The sequence below is a fragment of the Variovorax sp. RCC_210 genome, assembly GCF_041355175.1.
Classification (GTDB): domain Bacteria; phylum Pseudomonadota; class Gammaproteobacteria; order Burkholderiales; family Burkholderiaceae_C; genus Variovorax.
In genome coordinates this window covers 54,710-70,579 of sequence record NZ_JBFUPJ010000010.1, presented here as the reverse complement: position 1 = coordinate 70,579, position 15,870 = coordinate 54,710, and the positions used below count along the sequence as shown (strand labels likewise).

15 protein-coding genes are annotated in these 15,870 nt (G+C 69.8%); 6 read left to right on the top strand and 9 right to left on the bottom strand.

All coding sequences use genetic code 11. The features are described from left to right. Window positions 1-51: 51 nt before the first annotated feature. Window positions 52-993, bottom strand: a complete 942-nt coding sequence (locus AB6807_RS25115) for a GNAT family N-acetyltransferase (protein WP_371086682.1) — start codon at window positions 991-993, stop codon at window positions 52-54. Between the two features lie 156 nt (window positions 994-1,149). Between AB6807_RS25115 and AB6807_RS25110 the strand changes: the two genes are divergently transcribed. Further along, entirely contained in the window at window positions 1,150-3,600 is a 2,451-nt protein-coding gene (locus tag AB6807_RS25110) for a YgiQ family radical SAM protein (RefSeq protein ID WP_371086681.1), read from the top strand. A gap of 3 nt (window positions 3,601-3,603) precedes the next feature. On the opposite strand, the gene AB6807_RS25105 is transcribed toward AB6807_RS25110, so the two are convergent. After that, window positions 3,604-4,341, bottom strand: a complete 738-nt coding sequence (locus AB6807_RS25105; RefSeq protein ID WP_371086680.1) for a DUF1294 domain-containing protein — start codon at window positions 4,339-4,341, stop codon at window positions 3,604-3,606. Window positions 4,342-4,449: 108 nt separating this feature from the next. On the opposite strand from AB6807_RS25105, the gene AB6807_RS25100 reads away from it, so the two are divergent. Beyond that, entirely contained in the window at window positions 4,450-5,382 is a 933-nt protein-coding gene (locus AB6807_RS25100; RefSeq protein WP_371086679.1) for a hypothetical protein, read from the top strand. 21 nt (window positions 5,383-5,403) lie between these two features. Here AB6807_RS25100 and AB6807_RS25095 read toward each other — a convergent pair whose 3' ends face one another. Beyond that, complete coding sequence (locus AB6807_RS25095; protein ID WP_371086678.1) at window positions 5,404-6,312, bottom strand: CoA transferase; 909 nt, start codon at window positions 6,310-6,312, stop codon at window positions 5,404-5,406. 149 nt (window positions 6,313-6,461) lie between these two features. Here AB6807_RS25095 and AB6807_RS25090 point away from each other — a divergent pair, with 149 nt between their 5' ends. Then, entirely contained in the window at window positions 6,462-7,364 is a 903-nt protein-coding gene (locus tag AB6807_RS25090) for an SDR family oxidoreductase (protein ID WP_371086677.1), read from the top strand. 43 nt (window positions 7,365-7,407) lie between these two features. On the opposite strand, the gene AB6807_RS25085 is transcribed toward AB6807_RS25090, so the two are convergent. Further along, complete coding sequence (locus tag AB6807_RS25085) at window positions 7,408-7,866, bottom strand: Lrp/AsnC family transcriptional regulator (protein WP_371086676.1); 459 nt, start codon at window positions 7,864-7,866, stop codon at window positions 7,408-7,410. 125 nt (window positions 7,867-7,991) lie between these two features. On the opposite strand from AB6807_RS25085, the gene AB6807_RS25080 reads away from it, so the two are divergent. Next, window positions 7,992-8,600, top strand: coding sequence for a glutathione S-transferase (locus tag AB6807_RS25080; RefSeq protein ID WP_371086675.1), 609 nt, complete (start codon window positions 7,992-7,994; stop codon window positions 8,598-8,600). 71 nt (window positions 8,601-8,671) lie between these two features. Here the strand turns inward: AB6807_RS25080 and AB6807_RS25075 are convergent, their stop codons facing one another. Next, the gene (locus AB6807_RS25075; protein ID WP_371086674.1) at window positions 8,672-9,079 is read right to left on the bottom strand and encodes a DUF488 domain-containing protein; all 408 of its coding nucleotides are present in this window, start codon (window positions 9,077-9,079) and stop codon (window positions 8,672-8,674) included. Between the two features lie 32 nt (window positions 9,080-9,111). Further along, on the bottom strand, window positions 9,112-11,043 hold the full coding sequence (locus tag AB6807_RS25070) for a PhoX family phosphatase (protein WP_371086673.1): 1,932 nt from the start codon (window positions 11,041-11,043) through the stop codon (window positions 9,112-9,114). Window positions 11,044-11,149: 106 nt separating this feature from the next. Between AB6807_RS25070 and AB6807_RS25065 the strand changes: the two genes are divergently transcribed. Beyond that, entirely contained in the window at window positions 11,150-12,004 is an 855-nt protein-coding gene (locus AB6807_RS25065; RefSeq protein ID WP_371086672.1) for a crotonase/enoyl-CoA hydratase family protein, read from the top strand. Window positions 12,005-12,431: 427 nt separating this feature from the next. Then, window positions 12,432-12,746, top strand: coding sequence for a hypothetical protein (locus AB6807_RS25060; RefSeq protein ID WP_116907334.1), 315 nt, complete (start codon window positions 12,432-12,434; stop codon window positions 12,744-12,746). Window positions 12,747-12,811: 65 nt separating this feature from the next. Here AB6807_RS25060 and AB6807_RS25055 read toward each other — a convergent pair whose 3' ends face one another. From AB6807_RS25055 to AB6807_RS25045, 3 genes are all read right to left on the bottom strand, one after another. After that, window positions 12,812-13,042: a hypothetical protein gene (locus tag AB6807_RS25055; RefSeq protein ID WP_371086671.1), complete on the bottom strand. Its 231-nt coding sequence runs from the start codon at window positions 13,040-13,042 to the stop codon at window positions 12,812-12,814. Between the two features lie 108 nt (window positions 13,043-13,150). After that, the gene (locus tag AB6807_RS25050; protein WP_371086670.1) at window positions 13,151-14,440 is read right to left on the bottom strand and encodes an acyl-CoA dehydrogenase family protein; all 1,290 of its coding nucleotides are present in this window, start codon (window positions 14,438-14,440) and stop codon (window positions 13,151-13,153) included. A gap of 190 nt (window positions 14,441-14,630) precedes the next feature. Next, a complete protein-coding gene (locus tag AB6807_RS25045; RefSeq protein ID WP_371086669.1) occupies window positions 14,631-15,794 on the bottom strand; it encodes a DSD1 family PLP-dependent enzyme in 1,164 nt (387 codons plus the stop codon). Window positions 15,795-15,870: the final 76 nt, after the last annotated feature.

The window sequence follows — 15,870 nt, the reverse complement described above, 5'->3', positions numbered from 1 at the left end:
CCCAGCCTTCCCCCGGAAGGGGAAGGGGCAACACAGAAGCCTCGCGTCGCGCTACAGCTTCAACTCCCAAGTCTCCCCCACAAGCTCCTTGCCGTACCCCTTGTGCGGCTCCGACTGCGTCAGCGTGAACCCGCGCTTCGCATAGATGCCACGTGCAGCCAGCAGGCAGCTGTTGGTCCACAGCGTCATCTTCTTGTAGCCCTTCAGGCGCGCGAAGGCGATGCACGCGTCCACCAGCGTGCCGCCCAGCCCCAGCCCGCGTGCGCCCGGCGCCAGGATCAGCATGCGCAGCTGCGCCACGGTGGGTGACTTGCGCACCACGAAGATCGCGCCCACCCGCTCGCCGTTGAGTTCCGCGATCCAGCCGCGCTCCCATTCGGGCTGGAACTTGAGCAAGAACTCGCTCGCGATGCCTGCCACCAGCGCCTCGAACTCGCTGTTCCAGCCGTACTCGCGCGCGTAGATCTCGCCGTGCTGCTGCACCACCCAGCCCATGTCGCCGGGCGCGAGGTCGCGCAGCACGGCCGCCTGGGGCTTGGCCGGCGAAGCCTGCGGCGCCAGCAGTGCCTGCACCGTGGCCATTGCCTGCACCAGCTGCTGGCGCTGCGCCGGCGCCAGCGGCGCGAGCAGGGCGGCCGCCTCGTCGCGCGATTTCTGTTGCAGCGGCGCAAATGCGGCGTGGCCGGGCTCGGTCAGCCGCAGCACGCTTTGCCGGGCATCGCGCGGGTCCGGCGCGCGCGTGAGCCAGCCTTCGGTTTCGAAGCGGCGCAGGATGCGGCTCATGTAGCCCGCGTCGAGCCCGAGGTCGCGCGCAATTTCGCCGGCCACCGCGGTTTCGCGGTGCGCCAGCTCGTACAGCACGCGCACATCGGTGAGCGACATGGGGCTGCCGAGGTAGGGATCGAGGGCGCCGATGCGGCGCGTGTAGAAGCGGTTGAACTGCCGCATCGCCTTCACGGCGGCGGCTTCGACGGTAGTTTGCGAGGTGGACATGCTTGCCATTGTCATTCGGTTGATTGACTTTGGCAATCAAATGAAGGCCTCCTGCGGGCGCGGTCACAGGATGTTTGTGGCGACACGGATGGTGGAAAACCCTAAAATCGAGGGTTGCCCACAACGGCGCTCCCACAGCGCTGCCGTCCCCCACCGATGAACGCCCCCGTCGACGTCTCCTTTTTCGCGCGCGCCGCCAAGCCGCTGACCAGCTACCGCAAGTACTGGGCGGCCCGCTTCGGCACGGCCAAGTTCCTGCCGACCACGCGCAAGGAAATGGACGCGCTCGGCTGGGACAGCTGCGACGTCATCGTGGTCACGGGCGACGCCTACGTCGACCACCCCAGCTTCGGCATGTCGGTGATCGGGCGCATGCTCGAGGCGCAGGGCTTTCGCGTGGGCATCATCGCGCAGCCCGACTGGCAAAGCGCCGAGTCCTTCAAGGCGCTGGGCAAGCCGAACCTGTTCTTCGGCGTCACCGCCGGCAACATGGATTCGATGATCAACCGCTACACCGCGGACCGCAAGATCCGCAGCGACGACGCCTACACCCCCGGCGACGTCGGCGGCTCGCGTCCCGACCGCGCGGCCATCGTGTATTCGCAGCGCTGCAAGGAAGCCTGGAACGACGTGCCCATCATCCTGGGCGGCATCGAGGGCTCGCTGCGCCGCATCGCGCATTACGACTACTGGTCGGACAAGGTGCGCCGCTCGGTGGTCGTCGACGCCAAGTGCGACCTGCTGCTGTACGGCAACGCCGAGCGCGCCATCGTCGAGATTGCCCACCGCCTGGCCGCCAAGGAGCCGGTGCAGCAGATCACCGACGTGCGCGGCACCGCCTTCGTGCGCCGCAGCGGCGACGAATCGGCCGAAGGCTGGTTCGAGATCAATTCCACCAGCGTGGACGAGCCCGGCCGCGTCGAGGCGCACGTCAACCCGTACCTGATGGTGTCCGACCAGGCCAAGGCCAACGGGGCCACCTGCGCGAAGGAAGACGAGGCCGAAGCCGTCGCCAAGGCCGCGGAAGCCGCGGCTTCGGGCGCGCCGATCGCGTTGCCTGCGTCGGTGTCCGCATCGGTCGCTGCATCTGTGGTCAACCCTGCCATCAAGCCGCTGACCTTCGTGCCCAACCCGGCGCTGGCCTCGCGCGCCAAGATCAAGGTGCCGCCGCGCGACCGCTCGGTGATCCGCCTGCCGTCCTACGAGCAGGTGCGCAGCGACCCGGTGCTCTACGCCCACGCCAACCGCGTGCTGCACCTGGAAACCAACCCCGGCAACGCTCGCGCCTTGGTGCAGGCGCACGGCGAGGGCGCCACGGCGCGCGACGTGTGGATCAACCCGCCGCCCATTCCGCTGACCACGGCCGAGATGGACCACGTGTTCGACCTGCCTTACGCGCGCAGCCCGCACCCGTGCTACGCCGACGAGAACGGCAGCCACGACGGCGCCACCAAGATCCCCGCGTGGGAAATGATCCGCTTCAGCGTGAACATCATGCGCGGCTGCTTCGGCGGCTGCACCTTCTGCTCGATCACCGAGCACGAGGGCCGCATCATCCAGAGCCGCTCCGAAGACTCGATCATCAAGGAGGTCGAGGCCATCCGCGATTCGGTCAAGGGCTTCACCGGCACCATCTCCGACCTGGGCGGCCCCACGGCCAACATGTACCGCGTGGGCTGCAAGTCGCCGGCCATCGAGGCGGCCTGCCGCAAGCCCAGCTGCGTGTACCCGGGCATCTGCCCGAACCTGAACACCAGCCACGACCCGCTCATCAAGATCTACCGCCGCGCGCGGGCGCTCAAGGGCATCAAGAAGATCCTCATCAGCTCCGGCCTGCGCTACGACCTGGCCGTGCAGTCGCCCGAGTACGTGAAGGAGCTGGTGCAGCACCACGTGGGCGGCTACCTGAAGATCGCGCCCGAGCACACCGAGCAGGGCCCGCTCACCAAGATGATGAAGCCCGGCATCGGCAGCTACGACAAGTTCAAGCAGATGTTCGAGAAGTTCTCGGCCGAGGCGGGCAAGAAGCAGTACCTCATTCCGTACTTCATCGCCGCGCACCCGGGCACCAGCGACGAGGACATGATGAACCTCGCGATCTGGCTCAAGAAGAACGGCTTTCGCGCGGACCAGGTGCAGACCTTCTACCCGTCGCCCATGGCCACCGCGACGACGATGTACCACACCAACAAGAACCCGCTGCGCAAGATCACGCGCGAGAGCGAGACGGTGGACATCGTGCGCGGCGACAAGCGCCGCCGCCTGCACAAGGCCTTCCTGCGCTACCACGACGCCAACAACTGGCCGCTGCTGCGCGAGGCGCTGAAGAGCATGGGCCGCGCTGACCTCATCGGCAACGGCAAGCAGCACCTGATCCCGACGTGGCAGCCGCTGACCGATGGCGGCTACACCAGCGCGCGGCGCAAGAATTCGACCGCCGCGCCCGCCGCCAAGTCCGCCGCGCCGGTGAAGCTGGCGCCGGTGAAGCCCTCGAAGGGCCGCATCCTCACGCAGCACACCGGCCTGCCGCCGCGCGACAACGGCTCGGCGCCCGCCTCGCGCAAGGCCGCCGGCCCGGTGCGCGGCAGCATCCGCAAGCCGCGCTGAGGTTCAGAGCGCCAGCAGCCCCGCTGGCAGCCACCTGGCCACCCAGGCGCCCACGGCCGCCATGTGCAGGAGCACAGTGGCCCAGTAGCCGGCCATGAAGCTGGTCTTGCGCACCTTGTGGTGGAACAGCCGCTGCGCCACCCACGCGCCCGGCCAGCCACCGGCCAGCGACAGCAGGTGCAGCGTGTTCTCGGCCGTGCGCCAGCGGCCCGCCTGCGCGGCGTTCTTGTCGAAGCCGTAGACGGCGAAGGTCAGCAGGCTCAGCAGCAGCAACACGCCCAGCGCGATCGGCGGGACGCGCGCGGCGAGCACGCCGTAGGCCAGCAGCGCCGCGTAGCCCGCGAACAGCAATGCCATCGGCAGCGACGAGGAAGAGGAGGGCGCGGCTCCTCGGCGGCGGCTGGTGGCCCGGGAGTTCGGTGGACGAGCCCCGCTTGCCGACCGCTGCGGCTGCCGTTGCCGCCGGTCCTGGCCTTCACGGCGATCAGGGCGCTCCGAGCGCTCTGAGCGTCCCTGCACCCGCTGCTGCGCCGCCCCTTCGGCCTGCACCGCCACCGCCCGCGGCCCCTTGCCGCCCACATGGATCTCTTCGAAGCTGAGCTTCATGCCGACCTGCGGCGCCGTGCCGCGGTCCGTGAAGTCGCGCAGGTGCACGAACACATCGGCGGAAATGTCGGGGCTGCGAATGAAGCCGAAGCCCCGGTCCTTTTCCCATCGAACGAGCGTGCCTTGGCGTTTCATGGGCGGCATTGTCACCGCGGGTTGGGGCCAAGCTCATGGTGCGGCGCACCACGACCGCATCGTCCGACCGGCGGCACGGCGGGCCGCGCCGATGTATGGTGTGGCCCCATGAGCAGTTCGCCCCACCCGCCGGCTTCATGGACGCACATTCTTGCTAGCGCGCTCGAAAAGGCGCTCGTGAACACGCTAGCGGGGGCGCTGCTCGTTTCGGCCTCGCTGCAGGCGGCCGCCGCCCCCGAGCCCTCGAACGCCCAGGCGCTGCGCGCCACGCACCAGCGGCTGAGCGACAAGCTCGACCACAGCAGCTTCGGCCGTCCCGTGCAGCTCGACTCGGTGGAGACGGCCGACGGCCTGCAGGGCGACGTCTACGCGGTGGTGGAGCATCCGCTGGCCGAGATCAGCGCCGCGCTCAAGGGCTCGGCCCACTGGTGCGACGTGCTCACCCTGCACATCAACAATCGCCGCTGCCTGGTGGCCGGCGCCCCGGGGCGCGAGACGCTCACGCTGTACGTGGTGCGGCGCTACGACAAGCCGCTGGACGACGCCTTCGAGCTGCCCTTCGCCTACCGGGTGGCCAGCGCCACGCCGGAGCACCTGTCGGTCGAGCTGAAGGCCGAGAGCGGGCCGCTGGGCACCAGCAACTACAACGTCACGCTGGAAGCCATTGCGCTCGACGAGCGAAAGAGCTTCCTGCACTTCAGCTACAGCTACGACCACAACGCCATGGTGCGGCTGGGCACCATGGCCTACCTGGCGACCTTCGGCAGCGACAAGGTCGGCTTCACCGTGGTGGGCAAGACGCCCGAGGGCCAGCCCGACTACATCCGCGGCCTGCGCGGGCTGGTGGAGCGCAACGCCATGCGCTACTTCCTGACGCTGGACGCCTACCTCGTGGCGCCGGGCGCGGACCAGGCCGAGCGCCGGCAGCGCCGGTGGTATGCCGGGGCCGAGCAGTACCCGCGGCAGTTGCACGAGGTCGACCTCGACACCTACCTGGCGCTCAAGCGCGAAGACCGGCAGCGCGAAGGCGCGGGCAAATAGCCAACCAAACAACCAGGCCGCTCAGCCGGCCAGCGTGAGCAGCGGCACGTCGCGCTCGCGGCCCATGGCCTCGAGTTCGGCCCGCGTGCGGCCGGCCAGCCAGGCGGCCAGTGCTTCGTGCGTGCCCGGCGCCATCATGTTGCGCGAGGCGATCTGCGCCGCCTCGCACAGCCGCGCCGCGAAGTGCGGCTCCAGCGCCGCCACCGCGACACGGCCATCGGCGCAGGGGTACACGCGGTAGCCCGCATGCGCGCCGCCGACCGCGCCCGAGGGCTGCGTCAGGCCCCAGGTGCGGGGCAGGGCGAGCCAGTCGGCCGAGGCGTTCAGCGCCACCTCCAGGTACACACCGTCGGCGCCGCCAGCCTTGCGCGCGCGCAGCAGCATGGCCTTCAGCACCGCCTCGCTCGCGAGCAGCGCGCCGCCCATGTCGGCGTAGAGCGTGGGCGGCAGTTCGGTGCCGGTGACCAGGCCGCTTTCCGCGAGGTAGGTCAGGTCGTGCCCCGGCTCCTCGGCCCGCTCGCCCGGCGCGCCGACGATGGCCACCTGCGACAGCGACGGGTGCCGCGCGTGCAAGGTGGCCCAGTCGAGCCTGAGCTTGTCGAGTGCCGACGGGCGGAACGAGGTCAGCAGCACGTCGGTGGTCGCGAGCTCGGCGTGCAGCTGCTGCTGGCCGGTTTCGCTCTTCAGGTCGACGGTGCGCACCTCGACGCCCTCGTGCAGCGCGGCATAGGCCGGCGGGTTGTACAGCCGCATCGGGTCGCCGCCCGGCGGCTCCAGCTTGAGGCAGGTGGCGCCCATCTGGCGGCAGCGCAGCAGTGCTGCGGGGCCGGGCAGATTGAGTGCAAGGCTGAGGACGCGAACGCCCGACAGCGGGTCTGCATGGTCACGGGGGGAATTGGCTGAACCGGCGGAACTCGCGGAATGCGGCATTGGTGTCGTCTCCAGAAAAATCGTTTCGCCCATTCTCACCCGAGCCCCTGCCAGAGCCACTTCCCGCAAGCGCCACGGCCGCAGCGCGCGTAGCATGCGCGCCGTGGCAGCCACCCCTTGCCGCTGCCCGAACGAACAGGAGACAACGCATGTTTGAAACTTCCCTCATGAGCGGCCAGCGCATCCTCGTGACCGGCGGGGGCACCGGCCTCGGCCGCGCGATGGCCGAGCGCTTCCTGGCCCTGGGTGCCGACGTGGCCATCTGCGGGCGCCGCCAGGCGGTCTGCGAAGAAACCGCGGCCGAATGGCGCCAGCAGTTTCCAGGCCGGCGCATCGACACCTTCGGCGTGGACATCCGCATCGCGCAGCAGGTCGACGACATGGTGCAGGGCCTGTTCGACAGCGGCGGCCTCAGCGGCCTGGTCAACAACGCGGCGGGCAACTTCGTCTCGCCCACCGAGAACCTCTCGCCGCGTGCCTTCGACGCGGTCGCCAACATCGTGTTCCACGGCAGCTTCTACGTGACGCAGGCCGTGGGCAAGCGCTGGGTGGCGCAGGCCAAGGCGGGCGAGTGGAAGGCGGGCGACGCCTACCGCAGCGTCATGAGCATCATCACCACCTGGGTCGACAACGGCAGCCCCTACGTGGTGCCCTCGGCCATGAGCAAGGCCGGCATCGACGTGATGACCAAGTCGCTGGCGGTCGAATGGGCGCGCCACGGCATCCGCCTGAACGCCGTGGGCCCCGGCGAGATTCCCACCGAAGGCATGAGCAAGCGCCTGAACCCCGGCGAGGAGCCCGGCGCGCGCAGCAAGCTGCACAACCCGATGGCGCGCACCGGCCGCATGAGCGAGCTGCAGAACCTCGCCGCCTTCCTGATGGCGCCGGGCCAGTGCGACTGGCTCACGGGCCAGAGCATCATGATGGACGGCGGCAACGCGCTGGCCACGGGCGGCAACTTCTACGAGCTGCGCCAGTGGAGCGATGCCGACTGGCTGGCCGCGCGCGAACGCATCGAGGCGCAGAACCAGAAGGACAAGGCGCAGCGCTGAACTGCGGGGCGGGGCGGCAGAGTTAGGCGGCAGGGCGGGGCGGCTATTTTTTCGGCTGTTTCACCGCGTGCACCGTCACGTGCTTGTTCACCGGGCTCGACAGCACCAGCGACGTGGTCACCGCGCCGTCGACCGCCAGCGCGTCCACCACGCGCTCCAGGTCGGCCGGCTCGGCGATGGCGCAACGCACGATGAAGCAGTCTTCGCCCGTCACGCGGTCTGCCGACAGCACCTCGGGCATGGCCTCGAACAGCTTCAGGTACTTGGCGATGCCCGCGTGCGTGGTCTCGATGCGGATGATGGCCTGCAGCCCCACGCCCAGCGCGCGCAGGTTCACGCGCGCGCCGTAGCCCAGGATCACGCCCGCCTCTTCCAGCTTGCGCACGCGCTCGCTCATGGCCGGCTGCGAGAGGCCGATGCGCTTGCCGATGGCGGCCAGGCTCTGGCGCGCGTCGGCCTGCAGCGCCTCGAGGATGAGCCGGTCTTTCTTGTCGATGTTCATGCGGAGGCGGGCAAATTCACTTGCCGATGGTTGATCGGTTCGGGGCCGCGATTTTCGATGGATTGCGCTTCTTCGCCCGCGGCGTGACCGCTATCGTGGTGCCGACCTTTCTTCCAGGACACCCCATGCAACTCGTCGGCATGCTCGACTCCCCTTACGTGCGGCGCGCCGCCATTTCGCTGCGACTGCTCGGCGTGCCCTTCGCGCACCGGTCGCTCTCGGTGTTCAGCACCTTCGCGCAGTTTCGCGACATCAACCCGGTGGTGAAGGCGCCCACGCTGGTGTGCGACGACGCCACGGTGCTGATGGACTCGACGCTCATCATCGACCACGCGCAAGCGTTGAGCGGCCGCAGCCTGGTGCCTGCCGACCCGGCGCAGCGGCTGCGCGACTTGCGCCTGACGGGGCTCGCGCTCGCGGCCTGCGAGAAGACGGTGCAGATCGTCTACGAGCACAACCTGCGCCCAGCCGAGAAGCTGCACCAGCCGTGGGTCGACCGGGTGCGCAGCCAGCTGGTGGCCGCCTACGCAGGGCTCGAAGCCGAGCTGGCGGCGCAGCCGCTTTCAGCGCAGCAAGAAACGATGACGCAGGCCGGCGTGTCGAGCGCCGTGGCGTGGTCGTTCACGCAGTTGATGCTGCCCGAACTCATTTCGGCGCAAGACTTTCCGGTGCTGGCCGCGCACGCCGCGCAGGCGGAGCGCCTGCCCGTGTTCCTCGACACACCGCAGGTCTGACGTAACGCAGGTCTGATGCAATGCAGGTCTGACACACCGCAGGTCTGATGCAACGCAGCCTCGGCAGACGCTCAATCGACGATGTCCGCCCCGCGCTCGGCCAGCAGGCCGCGCAGCACGCCGCGGTGGCAGCGCGACTCCTGCTCGCAGTAGCAGCCCACGGACAGCGCGGTGCCGTGCGACAGCGCCGCCAGCAGGTCGAGGCTGCGGCTCGCGTCCGGCGCCGCCATCTCGGCCTTGAACCTGCGCACGAAGGCGTTCCATTGCGCGGTCGATCCGCTGGCCTGCGCCTCCTGCGCCTCCTGCGCCTGCTTCATCGTTTCGACCGACGGCGACAGGTTCGGGTACCACACGTCGTACCAGTCGTGCGAGGCGAACTCGGTCTTGGGCACGCCGCGCGGCGGGCGGCGCACGGTGCCCACGCGAAGGCCTTCGCCGGGTGCGCGCGGCGTGCCGAGGCGAACGATGCGGATGCTCATGGCGCTGCTCCTTCTTGTTCCGGTTCGTGGCTTCAGGTGCCGACGATGCCGCCGTCGCGCCGGCGGATCGCCAGCGTGGCCGAGCGCGGCCGCTTGCTGCCCGGCGCGGTGCCGTCGGGCCAGGCGCTGTTGTGCCCGCCGTCGCCGTCGTCGCGCGCCTCGCCCGGATGCTGGATGTTCACGAACAGCGTGCGCCGGTCGGGCGTGACCACGCAACCCGTGATCTCGCAGCCGTTCGGCCCCGTCAGGAAGCGCTTGATGCGACCCGAGGCCGGGTCGGCGCACAGCATCTGGTTGTTGCCCAGCGAGGTGTAGGGCGGCTTGCCGATCGCCTGGCCGCTCATGTCGGTCTGGATCCACAGCAGCCCGCCCTGGTCGAAGTGCAGCCCGTCGGGCGCGCCGAACATGTCGGCCTCGGCGCTGGGGTAGCGCGCGCCGCTGCCTGGCTGCGCGGGGTCGCCGGCCAGCGCGAAGTGGTCCCAGGCGAAGCCGTTGGCCGCGGCGTCGCCACCGTCCTCGCGCCAGCGCAGGATGCCGCCGAAGAAGTTGTCCGCGCGCGGGTTGGCGGCGTCGGGGCCGGGCTTGCCGGCGTCGCCGCGCTGGGTGTTGTTGGTGAGGGTGACGTACACCTCGCCCGACTGCGGATGCACGGCGATCCATTCGGGCCGGTCCATCTTCGTGCCGCCGACCACGTCGCCGGCCAGCCGCGCGTGCACCAGCACCTCGGCCTGGTCGGCGAAGCCGCGTGCCGCGTCGAGCCCGTCGCGGCCGTGGACCAGCGGCAGCCACCGGCCGCGCCCGTCGGCGTCGTAGCGCGCCACGTGCAGCGTGCCCTCGTCGAGCAGGTGGCGGTTGGCCGCGCGCGCGGCGGCGTCGGTGCCGGGGCGCACCTTGTCGCGGCTGACGAACTTGTAGATGTATTCGAAGCGCGAGTCGTCGCCCATGTAGACCACCAGGCGGCCGTCTCGGGCCACGTTGCAGGTGGCGCTTTCCTGCCGCTTGCGGCCCAGCGCGGTGCGCTTGACGGGCGTGCCGGTGGGGTCGAAGGGGTCGATTTCCACCACCCAGCCGAAGCGGTGCGGCTCGTTCGGGTGGCGGCTCAGGTCGAAGCGCTCGTCGAAGCGCCAGTACTCCACCCACTGCGTGCCGGGCACCGTGCCGTAGCGGCGCTGCGCGGGCGTGAGGCCCTGCGCGGCTTCCTTCGGGCCGCCGAAGTAGCCGTGAAAGTTCTCCTCGCAGGTCAGGTAGGTGCCCCAGGGCGTGACGCCCATCGCGCAGTTGGCGAAGGTGCCCAGCACCGCGTCGCCGGCGGGGTTGCCGGCGGTGCGCAGCAGCGGCGTGCCCGCGGCCGGGCCGGCGATGCGCATCGGCGTGTTGCCATGCACGCGGCGCGCGAAGGGCGACGGGCTCACCTGCTGCCAGCCATGCGCGGTGCGCCGGATTTCGATGACCGAGACGCCCATCGCGTGCAGCGACTTGCGGACCTTGGCGGCGGTCCAGCCCGTTGCACTCGTTCCACCCGCTGCACCTTTCACGCCGTCGGTGTGCAGCAGCTGCTCGTCGGTGTACTCGTGGTTCATCACGAGCAGGCCGCGCTCGCCGGTGGCGTCGAGCGCAAAGAAGTGCATGCCGTCGTGGTGCATGCCGGCCTGCACGGCCTGGTCTTCGGCGCTGTTGGCGGCGTCGGGCGCAAAGGCCGGCATGCGGCCCGCCACGCCGGTGGGCGTGCCCCAGGGGTAGAGCAGCTGCCATTCGTATTCGGGCGGGATCACGACGCCGTCGCGCAGCGACGCGGGCACGCCGGTGAAGCCGAGCACGCCGCCGCGGGTGGCGGTGACAGGGGTGGCGCCGGTGGCATCGGGCCTGGCCGGCGCAACGGTGGCGGCGCACCCCTGGCCGAACAGCGCGACCACGGCCGCAGCCGAACCCGATTGAAGAAGAAACTGGCGGCGATCCAATGGCATGGCGAAGGTGCTCGGGACGTGTTGTGTAGGCGACAGCCGCGATCATCGCCCAGCGCCTGCCGGCGCGATACTGCGCGCGACCACCGCCCCCAAGGAGACAACCGAAATGAACGCCGACCGCATCGCATCGACCCGCCACGCCGACGGCGTGGTGGAACTCCAGCTCACCCGCGTCGACAAGATGAACGCGCTCGACCCCGCGATGTTCGACGCGCTCATCGAGGCCGGCGAAGCGCTGCGCCACGACCGCACGGTGCGCGCGGTGGTGATCTCGGGCCGCGGCAAGGCCTTTTGCGCGGGGCTGGACATGGCTTCGTTCCAGCGCATGAAGGAACAGGGGCAAGGGCAGGGCGCTGAAGACCTGGGCGCCGGCGTGCTGGGTCAGGGCGCCGCGGGCGCCGACCTCGTGGTGCGCACGCACGGCATCGCCAACGCGGCGCAGCAGGTCGCCATGGTCTGGCGCGACGTGCCGGTGCCGGTGATTGCCGCGGTGCACGGCGTGGCCTTCGGCGGCGGCCTGCAGGTGGCGCTGGGCGCGGACGTTCGCATCGTGGCGCCCGACACAAAACTGTCGGTCATGGAGATCAAGTGGGGCCTGGTGCCCGACATGGCCGGCATGGTGCTCATGCGCACGCTGGCCCGCGACGACGTGGTGCGCGAGCTGACCTACACGGGCCGCATCTTCTCGGGCGAAGAGGCCTTGCGCATCGGCTTCGCCACGCGCGTGTCGGCCGACCCGCTGGCCGAGGCGCTGCAGATGGCGCACGACATCGCGCAGAAAAGCCCCGACGCCATTCGCGCGGGCAAGCGGCTGCTCAACGGCTCGGCGTCGATGAGCGCCGCCGAGCTGCTGCTGGCCGAGTCGGTGGAGCAGAAGGCGCTGATCGGCAGCGCCAACCAGGCCGAGGCCGTGATGGCCAACATGGAGCGCCGGACGCCGCGCTTCTCTGACGAAGGCTGAGCGAGCCGGGCTGAGCCAACCTGGTGGATTGAGCAGGCCCTCGTCAGCGCGACGGGGCTCCAACCTTTTCCCAGCCGCCCGGTGTGGCGGCGACCAGACGTTCCCGGGTAATCCACCGGTCCGCGAGGGCCGGTTGTCGCGCACGCTCGCGACCCCTTTGTCTCATTTCTGTCACCGGCGCCGGGCAGCGCCGCGCTGCCCGTGCGCGGCCGCTTTTCACATTTATTAACCCCGGGGCAACGAAAAGTGCTTTTTTGGCGCCGTTATGTAAGAATAAAGTAGTTGTTTTACGGGGAATATTCCTGAATTTGCACACAGTTAGTGTGCAGAAGGTCACGTCTCCCCTCTGATAACACCCGGGGAGGGTGGCCCCTGAGGCCGCACTCATAAACAATTGGATGCTTTCGTTTCGCGACGGCGATCCTGCATGTCGACCACTACGTTTTTCTGTAACCTCAGCGTTCCCATTCTGGTGGGAGAGGATCGCTACAAGTACGTCCCCATCGTCGGGGTCTTTCGCAGCATTCCGTTCGACCAGGTCGACGAGTGGGTGATGGACACCGACGGCGCACCGCGCAGCGACCGCGAGCTCGCGGCCGAAGTCCTTGTAGAGATCCGCAAGCCGCTCGGCGCCAGCGGGCGCACGGCGCCGCACGCGTTCGACGTGGCGGACATCCTCCAGCTCGATCGCGCCGCTGCCATCGTCGTGTCCACCTTCCTCGCGGCGCTGCCGCGCGTGTGAAGGCGCGCGGACGTTTTCACGCGTCCAACACGTTCACGCCTTCTCGCTTTCACGGATGCTCACGCTCAATCGCACCTGAACAGCACGCCGCTGCCCGGCGTGTTGGGTGCGTCCGCCGCCTCCAGGAAGCGGATCGGGTTGCCATCCTTGCGGCAATAGGCCTCGGCCTCCGGTGCGCTCGCCGCGCGAAGAATGCCGTCGTACAGGCGGACCACGCCCGTCACGGGGGTGGCGCAGCCGGAAAGCAGGGCCATGGCGGCCAGGGTGAGGGGAGCGAAGGCGAGCAGGGGGCGCATGAAAAGAAAGGGAAAGAAAGGGTCCGGTCTGAAGACCCGCGACTTTAAGCCCCCGGCGCACGCACAGCACGCACAGCACACGGCGCTCCCCGTGCCCCGCCCTCGAGATCAGGAAGCGATCGCCCCCACCGCCCAGTAGAACGTAGGCCGCGCCCCGTTCAGCAGATGGTCGCCCACCACGCGGCCCTTGTAGATCGTCGGGTTGTGCGAAGCCAGCGTGCGCGCGTTGCGCCAGTGCCGGTCGAGCCGGCGGTCTTCCTGCAGCGCCGAGGCACCGCCGATGTCGAAAAGCCGCGTGCCCGCCTGCAGCACCGCATCGACGATGCCGGCCTGTGCCTTGGCCGTGTTCAGTTCCACTTCGAACAACAGGCTTTCCGGAACCGTCTCCCCGCGCACGCGGTAGCGGTCGATGTCGCCCAGCCCGCGCGCCACCGCCTGCACCGTGGACGCCGCGATGAACGCCGTGCTCGCCAGCTGCCCGATGACCTGCTGCACCAGCGGATCTTCGCGCGGCGTGCTGCCGCTGCCGTGGCTGTACACGCGCTTGCGCGGCTGCACGAAGGCCACCGCGTCGCGCACGATGGCGCGCGAGATGCCCGCCAGCGTCGCCAGGTGCGTGAGCTGGAAATGCGCGGTCATCGGCGTGGGCTGGTCGCGCACGTAGAGCAGCACGTTCTCGGGCTTCACGCGCACGCCGCGAAACCGCGTGGTGCCCGAGGCCGTCAGCCGCTGGCCGAAGCCGCGCCAGTCGTCCACGCGTTCCACGCCTTGCGCCTCCGAGGGCACCAGGGCAATCACGCGGTCGGTGCTGCCGTCGTCGTTCAGACGCTGGGCCGACACCGCGATCCAGTCGGCGTACAGCGTGCCGGTGCTGTAGTACTTGTCGCCGTCCAGGCGCCATGCGTCACCGTCACCGTGGGTGTCGCGCTTCAGCGAGGTCTGCATCGTGGCGATGGTGCCGTCCCCCAGCTCGGTGGTGGCGTTGCCGAACACCACGCCTTCGGCCGCCAGGCGCATCCACGGGCCGTGCAGCGCGGGGTCGATTTCGGCGAGCAGCCGCTCGATGAAGCCGAAGTGCGCGCGCAGGATCTGCGGCAGGTTGGAGTCGGCCTCGCCGAGCTCGATGAGCAGGTCGTACAGCTGCTCGACCGACGCGCCGATGCCGCCGTGCTCCACCGGCACGCGCAGCGCGCCGAAGCGCTCGGCGTTGAGCCAGGCCACGGGCTCATAGGCCAGCTCGCGATCGATCTCGCGTTGCGTCGCGCGTTCGGCGATACGCTGGAAGACGGGGCGAAAGCGCTCGAAGAGCTGTTGCGAGCTGGGGGCGTGCGCGGCGGTGACGTGCTGCACAGCGGTGACATGCTGCGCAGGGCGCGACGTGGCGGGGGTGGATTCCATGGGGGGCGGGGCGGCGCCTGGGCGCGCCCGGAAAGAGAAGGGACAGGCCGACGACTTTCCCCTGCACCGCCACCGTTGTGAAATACGCTTTTCGCGTTTTCTTATGCCCGGTTCGAGTACCCGCGCGCACCACCGAACACCCGCAAGCACCAGCGTGTGCCCACGCGCCGGCCGCGCTCGGCGCTTCGCCTCAGCGCTTGCCGCGCGCGTCCACCGGCCAGATGCCCACCAGCGTGCCGCCCTCGACCACGTGGTACGTGTCGTGCAGGTTCACCGTCGGGTCGCAGTGCGGGGTCACGAACTCCACCCGCGCGCCCAGCACCGGCCGGGCTCCGCCCGCGCCGCCCGCGCTTTGCGCGAGCAGCAGCTTGCCGTGCTCGTCGCCGAAGAAGGCGTAGCGCGTGGCAGCGTCCACGCCGCGCGCCACCAGCGGCACGCCGCTGTCAGTCGAAAAGCACTTGGTGCCGCCGTCCACCGTCACCCAGTCGGCCGCGTTGGTGCTCACCACCGCCGTCTGCACGAACAGCGACACCTCGAAGGGCGAAGGCTCGCCGCCGCTGGCCAGCACCTGCGTGTACTCGGCGTCCATGAACACGTACGAGCCGGCCTGCAGCTCGGTGAAGGCGTTTTCCTGCGAGTCGAGGTCGTGCGTGCCGGTGCCCGCGCCGGTGACGATCTCGAAGTGCAGGCCCTGGCGCTTGGCCGCTGCGACGATGCCGGCCACGGTTTCGCGCAGGCCGGCGGCGGCCTCGCTGCGCTGCTCGCGCGCCACGATGTGCTGCAGGTTGCCCGCGTACGACTGCAGCCCGCGCAGCCGCAGCCGGGGCTCGGCCGCCACCGCCGCGGCAAGCTCCAGCACCTTGGCCTGGGTGGCGGCGCCGGTGCGGTTGTAGCCGGCGCCGTAGTCCACCAGCACGTCCAGCGGGTGCGTGAGCTCGCTCGCGGCCTGGGCCAGGTCGGCCAGGTTGCGCGGGTTGTCGACCACCACCATCACGTCGCCGGGGCGCGCGCGCTGCGCCAGCTTGACGAGCCGCGCGATCTTGCTCGGCGTGACCGCCGGCGAGGTGATGAGCACGCCCGGAATGCCGCCCGCCACCATCACCTCGGCCTCGCCCAGCGTGACGCAGCTCACGCCGATGGCGCCCGCGGCCACCTGGCGCCGCGCGATCTCCACCGACTTGTGCGTCTTCACGTGCGGGCGCAGGTTGACGCCGCGCGACTTGGCAAAGGCCGCCATGCGTTCGATGTTGCGTGTCATGGCGGGCAGGTCGATCAGCAGCGCGGGGGTGTCGAGCAGGTGGCGGCCGCCGGGAACGCCGATGAGCGGCGCATTGACTTGCAGGTCTTGGAACATCGAAGGGAGCCTTTGTGCGGAGCGTTGAAAAGCGTGTGGGGAGTTGTTGCGAGCGGGCAGGGCGCGCGTCGCGGGC

Excerpts from the sequence above, each read along its gene's own strand:
- AB6807_RS25115 (WP_371086682.1), bottom strand. The coding sequence starts at position 993 with ATGTCCACCTCGCAAACTACCGTCGAAGCCGCCGCCGTGAAGGCGATG.
- AB6807_RS25110 (WP_371086681.1), top strand. The coding sequence starts at position 1,150 with ATGAACGCCCCCGTCGACGTCTCCTTTTTCGCGCGCGCCGCCAAGCCG.
- AB6807_RS25105 (WP_371086680.1), bottom strand. The coding sequence starts at position 4,341 with ATGAAACGCCAAGGCACGCTCGTTCGATGGGAAAAGGACCGGGGCTTC.
- AB6807_RS25100 (WP_371086679.1), top strand. The coding sequence starts at position 4,450 with ATGAGCAGTTCGCCCCACCCGCCGGCTTCATGGACGCACATTCTTGCT.
- AB6807_RS25095 (WP_371086678.1), bottom strand. The coding sequence starts at position 6,312 with ATGCCGCATTCCGCGAGTTCCGCCGGTTCAGCCAATTCCCCCCGTGAC.
- AB6807_RS25090 (WP_371086677.1), top strand. The coding sequence starts at position 6,462 with ATGTTTGAAACTTCCCTCATGAGCGGCCAGCGCATCCTCGTGACCGGC.
- AB6807_RS25085 (WP_371086676.1), bottom strand. The coding sequence starts at position 7,866 with ATGAACATCGACAAGAAAGACCGGCTCATCCTCGAGGCGCTGCAGGCC.
- AB6807_RS25080 (WP_371086675.1), top strand. The coding sequence starts at position 7,992 with ATGCAACTCGTCGGCATGCTCGACTCCCCTTACGTGCGGCGCGCCGCC.
- AB6807_RS25075 (WP_371086674.1), bottom strand. The coding sequence starts at position 9,079 with ATGAGCATCCGCATCGTTCGCCTCGGCACGCCGCGCGCACCCGGCGAA.
- AB6807_RS25070 (WP_371086673.1), bottom strand. The coding sequence starts at position 11,043 with ATGCCATTGGATCGCCGCCAGTTTCTTCTTCAATCGGGTTCGGCTGCG.
- AB6807_RS25065 (WP_371086672.1), top strand. The coding sequence starts at position 11,150 with ATGAACGCCGACCGCATCGCATCGACCCGCCACGCCGACGGCGTGGTG.
- AB6807_RS25060 (WP_116907334.1), top strand. The coding sequence starts at position 12,432 with ATGTCGACCACTACGTTTTTCTGTAACCTCAGCGTTCCCATTCTGGTG.
- AB6807_RS25055 (WP_371086671.1), bottom strand. The coding sequence starts at position 13,042 with ATGCGCCCCCTGCTCGCCTTCGCTCCCCTCACCCTGGCCGCCATGGCC.
- AB6807_RS25050 (WP_371086670.1), bottom strand. The coding sequence starts at position 14,440 with ATGGAATCCACCCCCGCCACGTCGCGCCCTGCGCAGCATGTCACCGCT.
- AB6807_RS25045 (WP_371086669.1), bottom strand. The coding sequence starts at position 15,794 with ATGTTCCAAGACCTGCAAGTCAATGCGCCGCTCATCGGCGTTCCCGGC.